Here is a 17,521-nt window from a genome sequence, read left to right as displayed (position 1 = left end):
CGGCGGGGAGCGGAGTAGGGGTGAGGGCGCGGACGCGCCCCGCGAAAGGACCTCCCCGATGACTGGACGAAAAGGGTGGTGACCCTGTCGCTCCCCCAGCGGGCGGCGGCGCCCGCACCGCCTCCGCCCTCCGACGACGCGGCGCTGATCGAAGTGTCGCTGACGGATCCCGACCGGTTCGCCGTGCTGTTCGACAGGTACGCCGACGAGATCCACCGATACGCCGCCCGGCGTCTCGACGACGTCACCGTGGCCGACGACGTCACGGCCGAGACGTTCCTGGTGGCGTTCCGCAAACGTGCCCGCTACGACCTGAACAGGCCCGACGCCCGGCCCTGGCTGTACGGCATCGCCTCGAAGCTGATCTCCGGCCACCGCAGGGCCGAGACGCGCAGGCTCAAGGCGCTCACCCGCCAGGCCCCGGAGCGGGCGGCCGGTTTCGAGGAGCGCAGCGCCGAGCGGGTGACCGCCGACGGGCTCCGGCCCGCCCTGGCCGCCGCGCTGGCGAAGCTCGGCTCCGCCGAGCGCGAGCTGCTGCTCCTGGTCGCCTGGGCCGAGCTGAGCTACGAGGAGGCCGCGCAGGCGCTGGACATCCCCATCGGGACCGTGCGCTCCCGGCTCTCCCGGACCCGAACCAAGATCCGTCGCTCCCTGGAGTCGCACACATGAACGAGGACGAGATCCGGCTGGTGGCGGAGTTGCGCCCGGACGCGCCGCCGTACGACCCCGGGGCGAAGGCCGCGGCCCGGCGGGGGCTGGCCGCGGCGGCCGCCTCGCGCCCGCCGTCGCGGTCCGCGTGGCGCAGGCCGCCGATGATGATGCTGGCCGGAGCGCTGGCCGCCACGGCGGCCGTGACCGTGACCACGCTGGCCACCGGCGCCGGGCGCGGACCGGAGCGCGGACCGGCCGGGCAGGTCGTGGTGACCCTGCCGAAGGTCGCACCCGTGTCGGCGAGCGAGGTGCTCGACCGGGCGGCCCGCGCGGCCGCCCGGACCGACCTGGACCCGCGCGACGAGCAGTTCGTCAAGGTCGAGTCGGAGACGATGTACCGGGCCTTCGACATGGGCGGCGTCAGCCCCGGCACGGGCGAGACCGTTCCGGAGACCCGTCACCTCTACCGGACGAAGCGGGTGATCTGGCAGTCCGCCGACGGGACCAGGGACGGCGTGCTGCGCATCGAGCACCTGGAGCCGGAGGCCTACCCCGGCTGGCCGATCCCGGAGCGGGCCCGTCGGCAGGCCGGGCAGGTCGAGATGCTCCCGCTGCCGGTCTGCGAACCCCTCCCCGACCACCTGCGCAGGGACTACGCGGCGCTCAAGAGGCTCCCCTCCGACGCCGAGGCCATGCGTGCCCACCTCTACAAGGGCGACCCCGGCGACGGCTCCCCGGACGAGGCCGCGTGGGAGCGGGTCGGCGAGATGGTGCGGGAGACCTACCTGCCCGCCGCGCAGCGGGCCGCGCTGTTCCGGGCCGCCGCGACGATCCCCGGGGTCGGCATGGTGAACGACGCCGAGGACGCCGCGGGCCGCACGGGCATCGCGGTGGGCCGGATCGGGCGGGACGGCGTCCGGGCGGATCTCGTCTTCGATCCGGAGAGCTACGAGCTGCTGGGCGAGCGCGAGGTCGTGGTGGACGAGAAGCTGGCCCAGGCCCCCGAGGGAAGCCTGTTCGCCTCCACCGCGCAGCTCTCGGTCACCGTGGTGGACGAGGTTCCCGCCCTCGGGAACGACGCCGGGGAAGACTCCGGGAAAGACAGGGCCTCCGGCTGCGGCTGAGGGCGGGCGCGCCCGGAGGGCGGCCTTGAGCCGGCCGCCGGATGCCCGGCCGGTGGGACCTGCGGCTTGGCCCTGTTTTGGCGCGGGCTTGGCGGGCTCCTCGGCACCGCCAGGGAAGGTCTCCGGTATGAGACGGATCGACGCGGTCGCCAGGACCGCCCTCGCCACCGGGACCGCCGCCCTCCTGCTCGCGGGGGGCGGCGCCGCCCAGGCGGCGGGCGGGGCGGCGACCGCCACCACCCCGGCCGCTGCCATTCCGGTTCCGGCCCCGGACTCGACCTCGACCCCGGTCCCGGCTCCGGCCGCCGACGAGATCACCTCGGAGCGGGCCGTGGAGATCGCCAAGGAGAAGGCGCCCGGAGCCGAGGTCATCAGCGTCGAGCGCGTGCACGAGCAGGGGATCTGGACCTGGTGGGTCCGGATGGAGGAGGGAGTCTGGCGGTACGACCTCTACATCTCCACCAAGAGCGGGAGGATCGTCAGATTGAAGATCAATTACAACTGGTGACCTCAGTCGTGCGACCGGTGGACCGGCGAGCCGTCCGCCGAGCACCACACCTCGATCTTGACGTCGGTCTCGTCCGACTCGAACTCGACGCGGGCGCGGGCGGCGGGGCCGCGCTCCACGTCGTCCACCCGGAAGCCCTGTGCGGGGCTCCACGCCCGGAGCGTGACCAGGCCGTCGTCGCACCGGGCGATCGTGCTCCCGCCCGCCGTGCCGATCACCCGGCTCCGGCCGGTGGACGGCCCGGCGGCCGGGGGCGCGGGCGTGGACGCGCCGGTGGGGACGGGATCACCGGACGGGAGCGGGGTCGCGGTCGTCGACGGGGTCGCGATCGTGGACGGGCTCACGGACGGGGTGGTGCGGGCGAGCGCGTCGGCCACCTCGGCGGAGGAGAGCGGACGGTGCGCGGACGCCGTCAGCGGCTCGCCCAGAAAAGCGATCACCGCGACCCCCGCCCCGGTGGCGAGAGCGCCGGTGACCAGCCATCCGGCCACGACGAGAGGAAGACGCCTGCGCATGCGCCCACCCTGCCACTCCCATCGCTAAGGCGGGGTTAAGAGGCCGCTAACGCGGTTCCGCCCCGGTTCCGCCATGGGCCCGGCCGGGCTAACGTGGCGGCAAATGCCGAACCTGCTGCTCGTCGAGGACGACCCCGCGATCCGCACCTCGCTCACCCGGGGACTGCGCGACCGCGGCCACGCCGTCTCGTCCGCTCCCGCCGCCCTGGACGGCCTCCGCCTCGCCGTCGAGGAACGTCCCGACCTCATCGTGCTCGACCTCGGCCTGCCCGACATGGACGGCCTGGACCTGCTGCGCATGCTCCGTGCGGTCAGCCGCGTCCCGGTGATCGTCGCGACCGCCAGGGACGGTGAGGCGGAGATGGTCGAGCTGCTGGACGCGGGGGCCGACGACTACGTGGTCAAGCCGTTCAGCGCGGCCCAGATCGACGCCCGGATCCGGGCGGTGCTCCGGCGGTCGGGCGAGAGCCGTACCGACGGCTCGGTGACCGTGGGCGGTCTGCGGATCGACCCGCGCAGCCGGGAGGCGACCCTGGACGGCGTGCCGTTGGACCTCAGCCCGCGGGAGTTCGACCTGCTCCACTACCTGGCGGCCCGGCCGGGCGAGGTGGTCAGCAAGCGTGAGCTGCTCACCCACGTCTGGCAGATCCCGTACGGCGGAGCGGACAAGACCGTGGACGTCCACCTCTCCTGGCTCCGCCGCAAGCTGGGCGAGACGTCCGCCGAGCCCCGCTACCTGCAGACGGTGCGCGGTGTGGGCGTACGGCTGAGCGTGCCCTCATGAGACGCTGGCTGGCCGTGCTGGTCGCGGCGACCACCTCTCTCGTCCTCATCGCCCTGCTGGTCCCGCTCGTCCTGCTGGTCCGCACGGCCGCCGAGAGCGGCGCCGTGGACCGGGCGAGCGCCGAGGCCGAGTCGGTGGCCGTCGCCGTCGGCGCCCTGGAGGCCGCAACGCCCGGCACCGCGGGCCCCGGCACGGAGCCCGGCGCCGGGGCCGTGGACGGCCGCGCCGCGGACCTCGAAACCCTGCGCCTCACCGTGGAACGGGCCGCCCACCCCACCACGGTCTTCCTCGGCGACGGCCGGGTCCTCGGCGCCCGCGCGGACCGGTCCCCGGCGGTGGAGCTGGCGTCGCGGGGGCGCAGCGTCACCGCGGCGGTCCCGGGCGGCAGAGAGATCCTGGTCGCGGTGGAGGGGGCGCCCGGCGGCACGGCGGTGGTCCGGGTGTTCCTCGGGGACGACGAGCTGGCCAGGGGCGTCACGCGGGTGCAGACGGGGTTGCTGGTGCTCGGGCTGGTCCTGGTCGGGCTGGGCATCCTGGTGGCCGACCGGCTGGCCCGCGCGGTGATCCGGCCGATCTCGTCGCTGGCGAAGGTGTCGCACCGGCTCGCCGCCGGCGACATGACCGCCCGGACCGTTCCCGGCGGCCCGCCCGAGGTCCACGCGGTCGGCCTCGCGCTCAACCATCTCGCCGGACGCATCACCGGCCTCCTCGCCGAGGAACGGGAGAACGCCGCCGACCTGTCCCACCGGCTGCGCACGCCGCTCACCGGGCTGCGGCTGGAGGCCGAGTCCCTGTCCGACCCGGATGAGGCGGCCAGGATCGAGGCCCGGGTGGACGCCCTGGAACGGGCCGTCACAGCGGTGATCACCGAGGCCCGGCGGCGGACGCGGGAACGGGACGAGTGCGACGCGGTGGCGGTGGTCGGAGACCGGGTGGCCTTCTGGTCGGTGCTCGCCGAAGACCAGGGGCGGGCCGTGGAGCTGGATCTCGCCCCGGGCCCGATTCCCGTCGCGGTCGCCGCCGACGACCTCGCGGCCTGTGTGGACGCCCTGCTGGGCAACGTGTTCGCGCACACCGGCGAGGGGGTCGCCCTCGGGGTACGGCTGGCGGCCGCCCCGGGCGGCGCGGTTCTGACGGTCACCGACGCCGGGCCCGGGTTCGGCACGACCGCCCCGCTGGAGCGCGGCGAGAGCGGGGCCGGGTCGACCGGGCTCGGCCTGGACATCGCACGCCGTACCGCCGAGTCGTCGGGCGGCGCGCTCACCCTCGGCGCGTCCCCCGAGGGCGGGGCGAGCGTGTCCCTGTTCCTGGCCCTCCCCCGCCGGGCCCAGGCGCGGCCCTGCTCCAAGCCGCGCCCGGTCAGGTGAGACCGCTCCCGGCTCAGACGGACATGGCGACGGCCCTGCCCTGGACGCGGCTGGCGGCGGGCAGGGTGAAGACGAAGCAGGCGCCGTGGGTGTCGTCGGGGTTGTCGCGGGCGGTGATGGTGCCGCCGTGGCGTTCGACGATGCGCTTGCAGATCGTCAGGCCCAGGCCGGTTCCGGTGTAGCCGGCGGTGCGGTGGGCGCGGTGGAAGTTACCGAAGATCGCTTCGTGCTGGCCCGGGGGGATACCGATGCCGTTGTCGCAGATCTCCACCCGGACCAGGCCCTCCGCGGTGTGGGCGGAACGGACGGTGATGTGCGGGGCGACACCGGGTCGGGTGTACTTGAGGGCGTTGCTGATCAGGTTGTCCACCAGCTGGCGCAGCAGCACCGGATCGGCGTGCACGTCCTGAAGGTCGCCGAGGGTGAAGCGGGGTCGGGACAGCGCGTCCCCGTCGGGTGTGTCGGCACGGGCGGTGACGATCTCGGTGATCAGATCGTGCAGGCGTACGTCACGCGGCGCGAGGCTCGCGTCCCGCGCGGTGGTGTAGGCGAGCAGGTCGTTGATCAGATGGCGCATGCGGAGGGCCGCGCGGCGGATCCGGGCCAGGCCGCCGGTGATGTCGTGCCCGCCCGGATGGCGGGTGGCGACGTCGCTCACCTGCTCGGCCCAGCCGTCGATCGTGGTGAGCGGGTTGAGCAGGTCGTGGGCGACGACCCCGGCGAACGCCGCCAGCTCGTCGCGGTGGCGGCGCTCGGCGGTGACGTCGCGCAGAACCACCACCGCGCGGTGGTCGCGGGGATCGCCGTCCGGGATGGGCGTGGCGTTCACGCTGACGGTGAGGGCCTCGGGAAGGGCCGGGTCGCGCACCAGTACGTCCATCTCCTGCACGTGTTCCCCGGCGAGGGCCCGCACATGGGGCAGTTCCTCCACGGCCAGCGGCCTGCCGTCGGGGTGGAACAGGCCGTAGTGGCCCGGATCCCGGGCGATCGTGGGGCCGTGGCCGGCGCCCAGCAGCCGGTGGGCGGCCGAGTTGCCCATCACCACCTGGTCCCGGGAGTCGATCACGACCACGCCCTCGGTCATGGAGTCCAGGATGGCGGTCAGCAGCCTGGCCTGCTCGCAGGCCTCCTGCCGGGCGGCGGTGGCGTTGCGTGTCAGCGTCTCGCGTTCGGCGCGGGCGAGGCTCAGAGCCAGGCCGACGAGAGCGACCAGGCCGACGAACGTCTGCACGGTCAGGGCGTGGAGGACGGGTGTGTCCAGGACGGCCAGCGGGCCCCGGCCCCGCGTCGTGAAGACGATCACGAGCGTGCTGACGAGCAGGCTGTGCAGGGTCACGAACATGATGCCGCACCGCATCGCCGCCCACACCGTGAACACCATCAGCGAGAACGCCAGCGGTACGCCCTGGGTGCCGAACACCGCGCAGTAGGCGGCGACCGACCCCACCACCAGCGCGGTGCGCTCGGCCAGCGGCCTCATCCCGGCGCCGAGCGCGTCGCGGACCACCGGCCACGCCTCCCGCGCCGACCGGCCGCGAAAGGCCCCGTACAGGCTCAACCCCGCCGAGCCGACCACCACGATGCTCACCACGTTGCGGATCAGCCAGACGGCGGCGCCCGGCCAGGACCACGATCCGGTCAGCAGCCACACCGCGCCGGTCCCCAAGGCGGCACCGCAGGCCGCGGCCGCCGCGGCCGCCAGCACGAAGCTCCGCAGGTCCGCAAGGCCCGCGAACGGCTCGCCGGTGGCCGCCGGCCGGTTCGGGGACAACCGGTCCCACGACCGGACGAACACCAGCGCCTGGATGACGGCGGCCGCGGCGAGGGCCACGGCCACCGGCACCGGGGCGCCGGTGGCGAGGTTGGCGGCCGCGGACGTGGCCGCCAGCGCCGCCAGGTCCACCCGCAACCACCGCGCACCGGGCGAGGTGGCCGCCCACAGCGCCGCGACACCGGCGGCGGGCCAGATCAGGTTCAGCTGGGCGGTGTCCATGAGGGTCGCCCGGCCCGCCCACTGCGCCGCCAGGTACAGGCAGGCGAACCCGGCCACACGCAGCACCATCGCGCTCGGCGTCATCGCCGGTCCTCCTTCCCGGCCCCGTCCGCGCCGTCGGCCGGGGAGAGCGCCCGCTGCAACGCGGCGCGCAGGTCCGCGTGGCTGAACGGCTTGGCCAGGTACGGACAGCCGGTCGCCTGGATGCGGCCGATCACCCCGGCCGACCACCACACGGTCACGAACAGCACCGGCAGGTCGGGTGAGGTCTGGCGTAACCGCTCCAGCAGCTCGATCCCGTCCATGCCGGGCAGGTCGACGTCCAGCACCGCGGCGTCGGGCGAGCCGTGGCGTCCCACCGCCTCCAGCGCGGCGGCTGCGGTGTCGACGGCCAGGACCCGGTGCCCGTCATCGCGGACCCGGCATACGATGAGCTCACGGACGTCCGGCTCATCCTCCACCACCAGCAACCGAGCCACGGCTCCCCCCTCGCTGCCCGCGCGGCCCCCGCCCGAGACCGGTCAACCGCAGATCGGCCGGCGATCAGCCGCAGGCCGCAGCCGGTGCTCCACGGGCGCCCGTACACCGCTCCGACGCGACGCGTCCGGGCCTCACCATGCATGAGACCTTCCCGTCCCCGTCTCTCTCACGGCCGATACACGGAACTTGGCCACAAAATTGGACAAACCCACATCAATTGCTGGACCTGCCGGGGCATGGGCCGGCGGACCGGCCTCCCGCGCACCCGGGCGCGGACGGTTCAGGGATCGATCAGGAGTACGGCCGGAGGGTCTCCGCCGTCACTCGGGCGTGCCGGTCAGGTTCCGTACGGCGGTGTCCGTGTCCGGATAGGTCTCCAGGTACGGGTACAGGCCGGTGAGGACCAGCAGACGCTGCATGATCCCGGTCACCCCGGCCAGGGCGAAACCGAGGCCGCGTCCCTCGCAGAGGTTGCGTGCCCCCATCAGCTTGCCCAGGCCGGTGGAGTCACAGAAGTCGACCTCGGCGACGTCGACCACGAGCCCGGAGAGTCCCGGTTGCCGCCACAGCGGTTCCAGGTACGCCTCCAGGATCGGCACGGAGTTGATGTCCAGATTCCCGTGGAGCCGCATCACCGCGATCCCCTCAGCGACGGTCTCGACGGCGACGATCAGCCGTCGGTTGCTGCGGGCGGGGGTGGCCATGGCAGACCCTCCAACGGGACGAAGGACCGGATTCCTTGTGTTTTACCTCTTCGAGAGGTCCACTAACACATAAAAGTGAGACATATTCCTCCGATGACGTCGTCGTACCGGTCACCGGAGCGGCACGCCCCCGACCCCTACGAGAGGCTTAGGGAAGGGTTAGCGCGGCCCTATCGCGGGCCGGGTGAACCTTGGGTCATGACGAAGACCCACATGATCACCAAAGTCGCACTCGCCACGGCCGGAGCCGTCGCCCTGCTGTCCGCCGGGAGCGGCGCGGCCCTCGCCGGGAGCGGCGGCGCAAGCGCTCCGGCCGGCGCGTCCGTCCCGGCGGCGATCTCCGCCCCCACCGCGGGCATCTCGTGCGCGAAGGCCGTGAAGATCGCGAAGAAGCGGGTCCCGGGCGCCCGGGTCACCGAGGTCGAGCGGGAACGGGAGCACGGCCACCGCGTCTGCAAGGTGGAGCTGATGCGGGGGAACTGGGAGTACGACGTCTACGTGTCCCTGCAGACCGGGAAGATCATCAAGTTCAAGAAGGAGTACGACGACTGATCCCCCTCCGGCAGGACGTCAGCAGGACGTCAGCACCCGCTCCATCGCGGCCTTCTCCCCCGCGGTCACCCAGAGCTCGTACTTGAGCTTCACCGAGATCTGCCGGGAGACGTAGGGGCACCGGTAGGCGCGGCGCGGCGGCAACCAGGTCGCCGCGTCCGCGTCGCTCTTCTGGTTGTTCAGCGGGCCGTCCACGGCCAGCAGGTTCAGCGGGTCGTTGGCCAGCTCCGTGCGCTCGGACTCGCTCAGCCGCTGGGCGCCCTTCTGCCAGGCGTCGGAGAGCGCGACCACGTGGTCGATCTGCACCTCCATGCTGGTCCGCTCACCCCGGGTGAACTCGATGGTCTTGCCGCCGTACGGATCCTCCAGGACACCGGTGAGCACGACGCAGTCGTGGGTGCCCTCCTTGAACGTCTCGTCCTTCAGATCCCGCTTGAGGATGTCGTTACGGGTGTCGCACCCGTTGTGGTCGACGTCCGCCCATGTCGGCCCGAACTCGTCCCGGTCGAAGCCCGTCTTCGGCGCGCGCCCCTTGACCGGCAGCTTCTCCAGGTCCTTGAGCGCCTCGGAGGCGGACCTGCCGCCCTCCTGTTTGCCGTTCCCCTCCCGGGGGGAACCGTCAGGCGCCTCACCGGAAAGGCCGCACCCCGCCGAGACCCCCGTCAGCGCGAGCGCGAGCATCGCGGCGGCCGTCCTCCTCCGGACACCCGGCCGCCCCCGTCCCACCTGCACTTCTCCCTCGTCTCTCACATGAATTTGGCTACCCGGAAACCGAGAATCTACCCAAACAATCAATCCCAGCCGTAAAAGCCGCGTCCGGTCTCCCGTCCCAGCTCACCGGTGGCGGCCCTGCCGCGCGGGCACTCCGGCGAGCCCCGGCGAGCCCGGGGGCCGCCGATCACCGTGGCCTCACAGGCCTTCCAGCGCGTCCAGCAGCCACTCGGCGAGGTACTCCGCCAGGGAGGAGTCGACGAGGATCAGGTAGACGTCCGGCCCGGTCCGGTGCAGGACGACCGGGACGCGGGCCAGCAGGGTCCGGGTGTGCGCGCCGACGGCGAACACCGCCGGGTGCAGGTCGATCCGGCAACCGGTGACGAGCACGTCCCGGACCCGCGGTCCGGACAACCCGATGACGGCCCGCTGCGCCGACACGTCCACGCCGGTGGCGCCCGCCGCACCCGCCGCGCCCACCGTATCCGCCGCACCCGCCGCGCCCGCGTCCCCGGACCGGGCCGGGACACCGGTGTGGCGGACACCCGGCGGCCCGCCCATGACCAGCCACCAGTCGGGACCCAGCCGCAGCCCCTCGCCCGGGTCCCTCCCCCGGACCTCCCCCATCGGCACGAGCGGGACCTCCCGGATCGTCACCCCGGAAGAGCGCGCCGCGACGAAACGAGCGCTGAACCCGCCCAGCGCGCTCCTCGCCCCGTACCCCTTCACGGGCTCCAGCCGGACGTCCGGGGGGAGGCCGTCCCGGCGGGTGTTGTCCGGGTCGTGGAAGACCGGGGCCGTCACGGTCACCGGGACCTCACGGCCCCGCCGGGCGTCGAAGGCGACGAGACGGTCACCCTCCCGGACGTCACGGGCCATGGCCAGCGCGACCCCGGGATAGGCCGAGGTGACGTGGCCGAGCATCCGCGTGTCACCGGGGGAGGCGACGAGCTGGGCGCCCTCGGTGAGGGTCTCGCCGGGATCGTCGGGGACGAGGCCGACCAGGCGCTTGCGGCCGGGGCGGGCGGTGTCGGGGCGGCTGTGCGACCGCTTGCCGACGAAGTCGGGTTTGCGCGCGGAGATGATCCACGACATCCCGAGGTCCTGCGGGGTCACGGTTCCGTCGGTCTCCTGCCCGACGATCGCGAAGCCCTTCTCGGCGCGGAGCACGTGCATGGTCTCGGTCCCGTACGGCACCGCCCCCCGCTCCAGCGCCGCCTCCCACAGCGCCGCGCCGAACCACCGGGGCACGTTGATCTCGTAGGCCAGCTCGCCGGAGAAGCTGATCCGGAAGACCCTCCCGAAGCGGCTCTCCCGGAAGGTCATGAACGGGAAGTCGGCGAAGTCGACGTCGGGCACCAGCGCCTCGGCGACGGGCCGGGCCCGGGGGCCGACGACCGCGACGACCGCCCAGTGGTCGGTGACGGAGGTGAACGAGACGTCCAGGTCCGGCCACTCGGTCTGCCGCCACTCCTCCAGCCGGTCGAGCACGGTGGCGGCGTTCCCGGTGGTCGTGGTCGCCAGGTAGCGGTCCTCCGCCAGGCGGGTGATCACCCCGTCGTCGAGGACCATGCCGTCGGTCCCGCACGTCACGCTGTACCGGCAGGAACCGATCGGCAGCGTGGAGAGCATGTTCGGGTGGATCCGGTCGAGGAACTCCCCCGCGTCCCTCCCGACGACCTCGATCTTGCCGAGGGTGGAGGCGTCGATCGCCGCCACCCCGGTCCGCGCGGCCCGGCGCTCCCGCTCGACCGCCTGTGCCATGGACTCACCGCCGAGCGGGAAGTACCGCGGACGCTTCCACTGCCCGACGTCCTCGAAGACGGCGCCGCGGGCGACGTGCAGGTCGTGCATGGCCGTGACCCGGACCGGGTCCGACAGGGACCCCCGGTCCCGGCCCGCGAGCACCCCGAAGGCCACCGGCGTGTACGGCGGGCGGAACGTCGTCGTCCCCACCCGCCCGGGCTCCACCCCGAGCAGCCCCGCCACCACCCCCACGGCCGTCGCCCCGGACGTCTTGCCCTGCTCGGCGCCGGTCCCGGCGGTGGTGTAGCGCTTGACGTGCTCCACCGAACGCAGGCCCGCCCCGGTGGCCCGCACGAGATCCGCCACCGTCACGTCCCGCTGGAGGTCGACGAACGCCTCCGCGTCACCCCCGCCCACCGTCCAGAGGGCGGCGGGCGGATTCTGTTCCGGCTCGTCGCACCCGGGGACGCGGAAGTCCTTCCGTTCCCCGGCTCCGGCGGGCCCGCCGGCCCGGGAACCCGCGGCCCGGGAACCGGCGGCCCGGGAACCCGCGGCGAAGCCGTCGGCGATGGCCGCGGCCGTGCCGTACACGCCCCGGCACGCCCCCGCCGACCGCTCGGCCTGGGCGGACAGGTGCGGGACGAACGCCTGGAGGGTCTCGTCGAACCGGAGCCTGCCCTGGGACTGGCTGAACAGGTGGACCGCCGGGTTCCAGCCGCCCGAGACGGCCAGCAGGTCGCAGGCGACCACCCGTTCCCCGGTCCCGCCGCCGATCACGACTCCGGTGAGGACGCCCTCCTCGTCCGCGAGCGTCCCGGTGACCAGGGAGCCGTCCCGGCGCGGGTCCACGGTCGCCACGACCTCGACTCCCGCGGCGGCCAGGTCGCGGGCGGCCTCGTGGCCGGAGTCGGTGCAGGTGAACACCACCGCCCGGCGGCCGGGGAGCACGCCGTACCGGTTGACGTAGGTCCGCGCGGCCGAGGCCAGCATCACGCCGGGGCGGTCGTTGCCGGGGAAGGCGACCGAGCGCTCGTGCGCGCCGGTGGCCGGCACGACCCGTCCCGCCCGGAAGTGCCACAACCGGCACCCGTCGAGCCCTCTCCGCCCGCCGCCCCTCCGAGCGGTGTGCCCGTCGGCCTCGCGCCGCTCCACCGCGACGACGTAGTTGTGGTCGTGGTAACCGATCGCGGTGGTCCGGGACAGGACGCGGACCTCGGGCAGGGCGGCGAGACGGGCCGCGACCGAGGAGACCCAGTCCGGCGCCGGCGCCCCGTCCAGGAGAGTCCGGCTGCTCAGCAGGTCGCCGCCGAGTTCGGGCCGGTCGTCGAGGAGCACGACGCGGGCACCGGCCTCCCCGGCCGCCAGCGCCGCCGCCAGCCCGGCCGGACCGCCGCCGACCACGAGCACGTCGCAGTGCAGGTACGCCTTGTCATGCCGGGTCTCGGCGGGCGGGGCTCCCGGAGTGAGACGGCCCCTGCCCCGCAGGCTCCACGCCTCCAGGCCGTCCCGCAGCTCCACGACCGTCGCCGGGACCATGGGGTCGTCCCCCACCCGGACCAGCGCGTTCGGCTCCTCCGCTCCGGCGGTGAAGACCCCGCGCGGCCGCCCGAGGTCCACGCTCCGGCCGACGGTCCGCACGCCGCAGGCCAGCAACGCCGAGGCGAGCGTGTCACCCGGGTGCCCGGTCAGCTCCCGTCCGTCGAAGGTGAAGCGCAGCACGCGTGAGCGGTCGATCCGGCCCCCGCTCTCCCGTCTCATCCGAACTCCTCGCGCCGTGGAGACTCCGGGTCCCGTCCGATCTCGTGGGTGACGGTGTGCCGCCGTACCGAGAACCAGGTCCGGCAGCCGTGGACGTGGTACCAGCGCTCGTGGAACCAGCCCCGGGGGTTGTCGCGCATGAACACGTACCCGGCCCACTCCTCGTCGCTCAGCGCCGACGGGTCCTCCGGATAGGCGATCCCGGCCTGCCCGCCGTACCGGAACTCGATCTCGTCGCGCGGGCCGCACCACGGGCACTCGATCAGCTGCACCGCCCCGCCACCGCCTTTCCCGTCCCGCGCCCGGCCCCGGACGCGTTCAGTGCGCCACCGCCGCGGCGCCGTGCTCGTCGATGAGCGCCCCCGTGGTGAACCGCGCGAGGCCGAACGGCTCGGCCAGCGGGTGCGGCCTGCCGGAGGCGATCGTGTCGGCGTAGACCCAGCCGGAGCCGGGCGTCGCTTTGAACCCGCCCGTCCCCCAGCCCGCGTTGATCATCAGTCCGTCCACCGGGGTGGTCCCGATGATCGGCGAGGCGTCCGGGGAGACGTCCACGATCCCGGCCCAGGTGCGCACCACCCGCACCCGGTTGAAGACCGGGAACAGTTCCAGCGCCGCGGACATCTGCTCCTCGATGACGTGGAAGGACCCGCGCTGGCCGTAGGAGTTGCAGGGGTCGATGCCCGCGCCCATGACCAGCTCGCCCTTGTGCGCCTGGCTGACGTAGACGTGCACCGCGTTGGACATGACCACGCAGTCCAGCACCGGTTCCAGCAGCTCCGAGACCAGCGCCTGCAGGGGGTGCGACTGCAGCGGCAGCCGCAGGCCCGCCCTGGCGGCCAGCACGCTGGTGTGCCCGGCCGCGGCCAGCGCGACGGTCCCGGCCGCGATCCGTCCCCGGGAGGTCAGTACGGCCCGCACCCGGCCGCCCGCGATCTCGAACCCGGTGACCTCGCATCCCTGGACGAGGTCGACGCCGAGCGCGTCGGCCCCCCGCGCGTACCCCCAGGCGACGTGGTCGTGCTTGGCGATGCCGCCGCGGCGCTGGAGGGTCGCGCCGAGCACCGGATGGCGGGTGTGCGCGCCGACCTCCAGGATCGGGCAGAACCGGCGCACCTCGTCGGCGTCCAGCCACTCGGCGTCGACGCCGTTGAGCACGTTGGCGTTGACCCGGCGCCGTCCCTCGCGCACGTCGTGCAGGCTGTGGGCGAGGTTGAGCACCCCGCGCTGGCTGAACATCAGGTCGTAGTCCAGCTCGGCGGAGAGCCCCTCCCAGAGCTTCAGGGAGTGCTCGTAGATCGCGGCGCTCTCGTCCCACAGGTAGTTCGACCGGATGACGGTGGTGTTGCGGGCCATGTTCCCGCCCGCCAGCCAGCCCTTCTCCAGGACGGCGACGTTCGTGATCCCGTGGTTCTTCGCCAGGTAGTAGGCGGTGGCCAGACCGTGCCCGCCGCCCCCGACGATCACCACGTCGTAGGAGGGACGGGGATCCGGGTCCCGCCAGAGGAAGTCCGGGTGGACCGGCGCGCTCACCCGCGCCCCTGCCGCTCGATCCGCTCCATGGCGGCCCTATCGCCTGATCCGGTGCATGGGGGTCCTATCGCTCGATCCGGTGTGTGACGGTCTATCGCTTGATCCGGGTCATCTCCGGGTCGAAGAGCGGTTCGGCGGCCACCCGCGCGGGCACCCGTTCCCCGAAGTACTCCACCTCGACGGCGGTGCCCGGCACCGCCGCGCCGGCCGGGAGCCAGGCGTAGGCGATCGCCCGGCCGAGGGTGTGCCCGTAGGCGGCGCTGGTCACGTACCCGGCGGCGCGCCCGTGGTGGAAGACCGGTTCCCTGCCCATGACGACCCGCTCGGTGAGCAGCGGCACCAGCCTGCGCGTCACCTCGCCGCCGAGGGCCTCAAGGGCGTCCCGGCCGACGAAGTCCCCGCCGTCCCCGCCGTCCCCGCCCGTCCGTACGGCCCAGCCCAGCCCCGCCTCCTCCGGCCGGTGCTCCGGGGTCATGTCCACGCCCCAGAGCCGGTAGCCCTTCTCCAGCCGCAGGCTGTTGAAGGCCGCCCGGCCACCCGCGGCGACGCCGTACCGGCGGCCCGCCTCCCAGAGCAGGTCCCAGAGCCTCAGGCCGAGGTCGGCGGTGGTGTAGATCTCCCAGCCCAGCTCGCCGACGTAGGAGAGCCGCATCATCGTCACCGGCACCTGACCGACATATCCCGATTTAACGGTGAAGTAGCGGAACCCTTCGTTGGACAGGTCCAGGTCGGTGAGCGGCTGCACCAGGTCCCGGGCCCGCGGTCCCCACACGCCGACGCAGCACGTCCCGGCGGTGACGTCCCGCACGCCCACCCCGTCCGGCGGAGCGTGCCGCCGCAGCCAGGCGAGGTCGAGGTTGCCGTTGGCCCCGACCTGGAAGTGCTCCTCGCCCAGCCGGGCCACGGTCAGGTCGGACCTGATCCCGCCCCCGGGGTCGAGCAGCAGCGTATAGGTGACCGCGCCGGGCGGCCTGTCCACGATGTTGGTGGTCATGCGCCGCAGGAAGGCCGCGGCCCCCGGCCCGGTGACCTCGATGCGCTTCAGCGGCGTCATGTCGTACAGCGCCACGCGCTGCCGGGTGGCCCACGCCTCGGCGGCGGCGATCGGCGACCAGTAGCGCGCGGCCCACTCGTCGCGCGCCCCCGCGCCGATGAACGCCTCGGCGTCGGGCGCGAGCCGTACCGGGTCCTCCAGCAGCGCGGCGTTGGCCTCGAACCAGTGGGGCCGCTCCCAGCCCGCGGCCTCCAGGAAGAACGCGCCCAGCTCGCGCTGGCGCGGATGGAACGGGCTGGTCCGCAGGGGCCGGGGCGAGTCCATCGGCTGGAGCGGGTGGACGACGTCGTAGACCTCGATGAAGCTCCGCCCGCCGCGCTCGGCGACGTAGGCCGGCGCGAGCTGGACCGGCTCGAACCGGCTCAGCTCGCACTCGTGCAGGTCGAACGCGGAGTGACCGTCCACCAGCCACTCCGCCAGCGCCCTGGCCACCCCCGCCGAGTGGGTCACCCAGACCGCCTCGGCGACCCAGAGCCCGGCCAGGCCGGGCGCCTCGCCGATCAGCGGGAACCCGTCGGGGGTGAAGGAGAAGATCCCGTTGATGCCCTCCTCGGGCTTGGAGTCGCCGAGCGCGGGCATCAGCTCGGCCGCGTCCCGCCACGCGGGGTCGAAGTCGGCGGGGGTGAACGCCTGGACCGACGGCATGGTCGTGGCACGCGCCGCGATCTCGTCCTGCCGGACGGGCATCGGGCGGTGGGAGTAGGAGCCGACGCCGATCCGGTCGCCGTGCTGCCGGAAGTACAGGTCGCGGTCCTGGTGCCGCAGGATGGGCAGTACGGCCTCCCCCGCCGCGGCGAGCGCGGGCAGCGGCCCGGACCTGGCGTACTGGTGGGCCAGCGGCAGCAGCGGCACGGTCAGCCCGGCCAGTTCCCCGACCGACGGCCCCCAGAACCCCGCCGCGCAGATCACCACGTCCGCGGGCGCCGTCACGCGTTCGAGGACGGTCCCCGCCCCGGGGAGCGCCGGTCCCGGGCCGCCCGCGAGGACCCCGGCGAGAACCCCGGCGAGGACCTCGGCCGTGACGCCGGTGACCCGTCCACCGCGGTGCTCCACCGCGACCACCCGGTGACCGGGCAGGAAGCGCGCGCCGCGCTCGATCGCCCGGCGGGCCTGGGCCTCGCCGCAGCGCACCGCGTCGGCCAGGCCGTCCGACGGGATGTGGAAGCCGCCGTGGACCTGTGCGGTGTCGAGCAGCGGCCAGAGCTCGGCGCAGCGGCCGGGACCGACCAGCTCGCTCTCGACACCCCAGGAGATGGCCCATCCGTGCCTGCGGTGCAGGTCACGCCAGCGTTCGGGGGTGGTGGCGACCTCCAGGCCGCCGACCTGGGTGAAGCATGGCCTGCCATCGAGTGATAAATCCCGGTATTTCGCAACCGTGTAGGCCGCGAAATCCGTCATCGTCTTCGATGGATTGGTCTGGAAGACCAGGCCCGGCGCGTGGGAACTGGAGCCGCCCGCGGCGAAGAGCGGCCCCTGTTCCAGAACCGTGACGTCCGTCCAGCCCCGGGCGGTGAGTTCGTCGGCGAGGGCGCAACCCACGATGCCGGCTCCGATGATCACAACACGAGGCCGACCCGCCATGCGCCCTCCGGGTGTCCCCTAATACGCAACAATCACCGGACTACCCAACGAACATAAGGCGCGAAGGAATACCGGACAAGAGGAAGCCGTGGATCAGGCGCGGCCGTAGGAGTCTTCGAGACGCTCGATGTCGTCCTCGTCGAAGTAGCCGAAGGCGATCTCCAGAATCCGGGTGGCCGGGCCCGAGGAGCTCAGCCGGTGGGTCTGGCCGGCGCGGATGAGGACACGGTCGCCGACGGCCGGTTCCGTCCGCACTCCGTCGATCTCGAAGACCGCACCGGGGTCCAGGGCGACCCAGAGCTCGTCGCGGTGCTCGTGCCGCTGCAGGCTGAGGCGCTGGCCGGGGGCGACATCGATGATCTTCACGGTGGTCGGCTCGTTGAGGGTGAACCGCTCGAACCCACCCCACGGACGCTCGTCGCGCACCACGGCGCCGAGCCGGTCGACTTCCAGCAAGATTGCC

Annotated in this window: 16 protein-coding genes; 6 read left to right on the top strand and 10 right to left on the bottom strand. The window is 73.6% G+C overall.

Annotation, left to right across the window (positions count from 1 at the left end; all coding sequences use genetic code 11):
• Positions 1-78 precede the first annotated feature (78 nt).
• The 3 genes from IEZ08_RS01250 (at position 79) to IEZ08_RS01240 (ending at position 2,283) form a co-directional block, all read left to right on the top strand.
• A complete protein-coding gene (locus tag IEZ08_RS01250; RefSeq protein ID WP_229802837.1) occupies positions 79-669 on the top strand; it encodes an RNA polymerase sigma factor in 591 nt (196 codons plus the stop codon).
• A complete protein-coding gene (locus IEZ08_RS01245) occupies positions 666-1,775 on the top strand; it encodes a CU044_5270 family protein (RefSeq protein WP_189241481.1) in 1,110 nt (369 codons plus the stop codon). The genes IEZ08_RS01250 and IEZ08_RS01245 overlap by 4 nt, the downstream gene beginning before the upstream one ends.
• A gap of 127 nt (positions 1,776-1,902) precedes the next feature.
• The gene (locus IEZ08_RS01240; RefSeq protein ID WP_189241480.1) at positions 1,903-2,283 is read left to right on the top strand and encodes a PepSY domain-containing protein; all 381 of its coding nucleotides are present in this window, start codon (positions 1,903-1,905) and stop codon (positions 2,281-2,283) included.
• Positions 2,284-2,285: 2 nt separating this feature from the next.
• Here the strand turns inward: IEZ08_RS01240 and IEZ08_RS01235 are convergent, their stop codons facing one another.
• The gene (locus IEZ08_RS01235) at positions 2,286-2,798 is read right to left on the bottom strand and encodes a septum formation initiator (RefSeq protein WP_189241479.1); all 513 of its coding nucleotides are present in this window, start codon (positions 2,796-2,798) and stop codon (positions 2,286-2,288) included.
• Between the two features lie 103 nt (positions 2,799-2,901).
• Between IEZ08_RS01235 and IEZ08_RS01230 the strand changes: the two genes are divergently transcribed.
• On the top strand, positions 2,902-3,582 hold the full coding sequence (locus IEZ08_RS01230) for a response regulator transcription factor (protein WP_068922030.1): 681 nt from the start codon (positions 2,902-2,904) through the stop codon (positions 3,580-3,582).
• The gene (locus IEZ08_RS01225; RefSeq protein ID WP_189241478.1) at positions 3,579-4,949 is read left to right on the top strand and encodes a sensor histidine kinase; all 1,371 of its coding nucleotides are present in this window, start codon (positions 3,579-3,581) and stop codon (positions 4,947-4,949) included. The genes IEZ08_RS01230 and IEZ08_RS01225 overlap by 4 nt, the downstream gene beginning before the upstream one ends.
• Positions 4,950-4,962: 13 nt before the next feature.
• On the opposite strand, the gene IEZ08_RS01220 is transcribed toward IEZ08_RS01225, so the two are convergent.
• The 3 genes from IEZ08_RS01220 to IEZ08_RS01210 form a co-directional block, all read right to left on the bottom strand.
• Positions 4,963-7,026 (bottom strand): sensor histidine kinase, encoded by a 2,064-nt coding sequence (locus tag IEZ08_RS01220; RefSeq protein WP_189241477.1) that lies wholly within the window; start codon positions 7,024-7,026, stop codon positions 4,963-4,965.
• Complete coding sequence (locus IEZ08_RS01215; protein ID WP_068922027.1) at positions 7,023-7,421, bottom strand: response regulator; 399 nt, start codon at positions 7,419-7,421, stop codon at positions 7,023-7,025. The genes IEZ08_RS01220 and IEZ08_RS01215 overlap by 4 nt, the downstream gene beginning before the upstream one ends.
• A 321-nt stretch (positions 7,422-7,742) precedes the next feature.
• A complete protein-coding gene (locus IEZ08_RS01210; protein ID WP_189241476.1) occupies positions 7,743-8,126 on the bottom strand; it encodes an STAS domain-containing protein in 384 nt (127 codons plus the stop codon).
• A 198-nt stretch (positions 8,127-8,324) separates the two neighbouring features.
• On the opposite strand from IEZ08_RS01210, the gene IEZ08_RS01205 reads away from it, so the two are divergent.
• Positions 8,325-8,678 (top strand): PepSY domain-containing protein, encoded by a 354-nt coding sequence (locus IEZ08_RS01205; protein ID WP_229802836.1) that lies wholly within the window; start codon positions 8,325-8,327, stop codon positions 8,676-8,678.
• Between the two features lie 18 nt (positions 8,679-8,696).
• On the opposite strand, the gene IEZ08_RS01200 is transcribed toward IEZ08_RS01205, so the two are convergent.
• The 6 genes from IEZ08_RS01200 to IEZ08_RS01175 form a co-directional block, all read right to left on the bottom strand.
• Positions 8,697-9,359 (bottom strand): HNH endonuclease family protein, encoded by a 663-nt coding sequence (locus tag IEZ08_RS01200; RefSeq protein ID WP_189241475.1) that lies wholly within the window; start codon positions 9,357-9,359, stop codon positions 8,697-8,699.
• A 228-nt stretch (positions 9,360-9,587) separates the two neighbouring features.
• A complete protein-coding gene (locus IEZ08_RS01195; protein ID WP_203863196.1) occupies positions 9,588-12,893 on the bottom strand; it encodes a 2Fe-2S iron-sulfur cluster-binding protein in 3,306 nt (1,101 codons plus the stop codon).
• Positions 12,890-13,165, bottom strand: a complete 276-nt coding sequence (locus tag IEZ08_RS01190; protein ID WP_068922025.1) for a sarcosine oxidase subunit delta — start codon at positions 13,163-13,165, stop codon at positions 12,890-12,892. Before IEZ08_RS01190 ends, IEZ08_RS01195 begins: the two co-directional genes overlap by 4 nt.
• A gap of 46 nt (positions 13,166-13,211) precedes the next feature.
• Positions 13,212-14,423 (bottom strand): sarcosine oxidase subunit beta family protein, encoded by a 1,212-nt coding sequence (locus IEZ08_RS01185; RefSeq protein ID WP_068922024.1) that lies wholly within the window; start codon positions 14,421-14,423, stop codon positions 13,212-13,214.
• 91 nt (positions 14,424-14,514) lie between these two features.
• Positions 14,515-17,058 carry a GcvT family protein gene (locus IEZ08_RS01180; protein ID WP_189241474.1) on the bottom strand — a complete coding sequence of 848 codons (2,544 nt, stop codon included), beginning with the start codon at positions 17,056-17,058 and terminating at the stop codon, positions 14,515-14,517.
• 93 nt (positions 17,059-17,151) lie between these two features.
• On the bottom strand, positions 17,152-17,514 hold the full coding sequence (locus tag IEZ08_RS01175; RefSeq protein WP_068922022.1) for a phosphomannose isomerase type II C-terminal cupin domain: 363 nt from the start codon (positions 17,512-17,514) through the stop codon (positions 17,152-17,154).
• Positions 17,515-17,521: the final 7 nt, after the last annotated feature.

Origin of the sequence: Planobispora rosea (assembly GCF_014648175.1) — a bacterium.
In the GTDB taxonomy this organism is placed as follows: Bacteria; Actinomycetota; Actinomycetes; order Streptosporangiales; family Streptosporangiaceae; genus Planobispora; species Planobispora rosea.
The sequence above is the reverse complement of the archived record's forward strand: the minus strand, read 5'-3'. Positions and strand labels throughout refer to the sequence as shown.

What these genes read in the sequence shown, in the direction of transcription:
- IEZ08_RS01245 (WP_189241481.1), top strand. Translation starts at nt 666, where the DNA reads ATGAACGAGGACGAGATCCGGCTGGTGGCGGAGTTGCGCCCGGACGCG.
- IEZ08_RS01240 (WP_189241480.1), top strand. Translation starts at nt 1,903, where the DNA reads ATGAGACGGATCGACGCGGTCGCCAGGACCGCCCTCGCCACCGGGACC.
- IEZ08_RS01235 (WP_189241479.1), bottom strand. Translation starts at nt 2,798, where the DNA reads ATGCGCAGGCGTCTTCCTCTCGTCGTGGCCGGATGGCTGGTCACCGGC.
- IEZ08_RS01230 (WP_068922030.1), top strand. Translation starts at nt 2,902, where the DNA reads ATGCCGAACCTGCTGCTCGTCGAGGACGACCCCGCGATCCGCACCTCG.
- IEZ08_RS01225 (WP_189241478.1), top strand. Translation starts at nt 3,579, where the DNA reads ATGAGACGCTGGCTGGCCGTGCTGGTCGCGGCGACCACCTCTCTCGTC.
- IEZ08_RS01220 (WP_189241477.1), bottom strand. Translation starts at nt 7,026, where the DNA reads ATGACGCCGAGCGCGATGGTGCTGCGTGTGGCCGGGTTCGCCTGCCTG.
- IEZ08_RS01210 (WP_189241476.1), bottom strand. Translation starts at nt 8,126, where the DNA reads ATGGCCACCCCCGCCCGCAGCAACCGACGGCTGATCGTCGCCGTCGAG.
- IEZ08_RS01205 (WP_229802836.1), top strand. Translation starts at nt 8,325, where the DNA reads ATGACGAAGACCCACATGATCACCAAAGTCGCACTCGCCACGGCCGGA.
- IEZ08_RS01200 (WP_189241475.1), bottom strand. Translation starts at nt 9,359, where the DNA reads ATGCTCGCGCTCGCGCTGACGGGGGTCTCGGCGGGGTGCGGCCTTTCC.
- IEZ08_RS01195 (WP_203863196.1), bottom strand. Translation starts at nt 12,893, where the DNA reads ATGAGACGGGAGAGCGGGGGCCGGATCGACCGCTCACGCGTGCTGCGC.
- IEZ08_RS01180 (WP_189241474.1), bottom strand. Translation starts at nt 17,058, where the DNA reads ATGGCGGGTCGGCCTCGTGTTGTGATCATCGGAGCCGGCATCGTGGGT.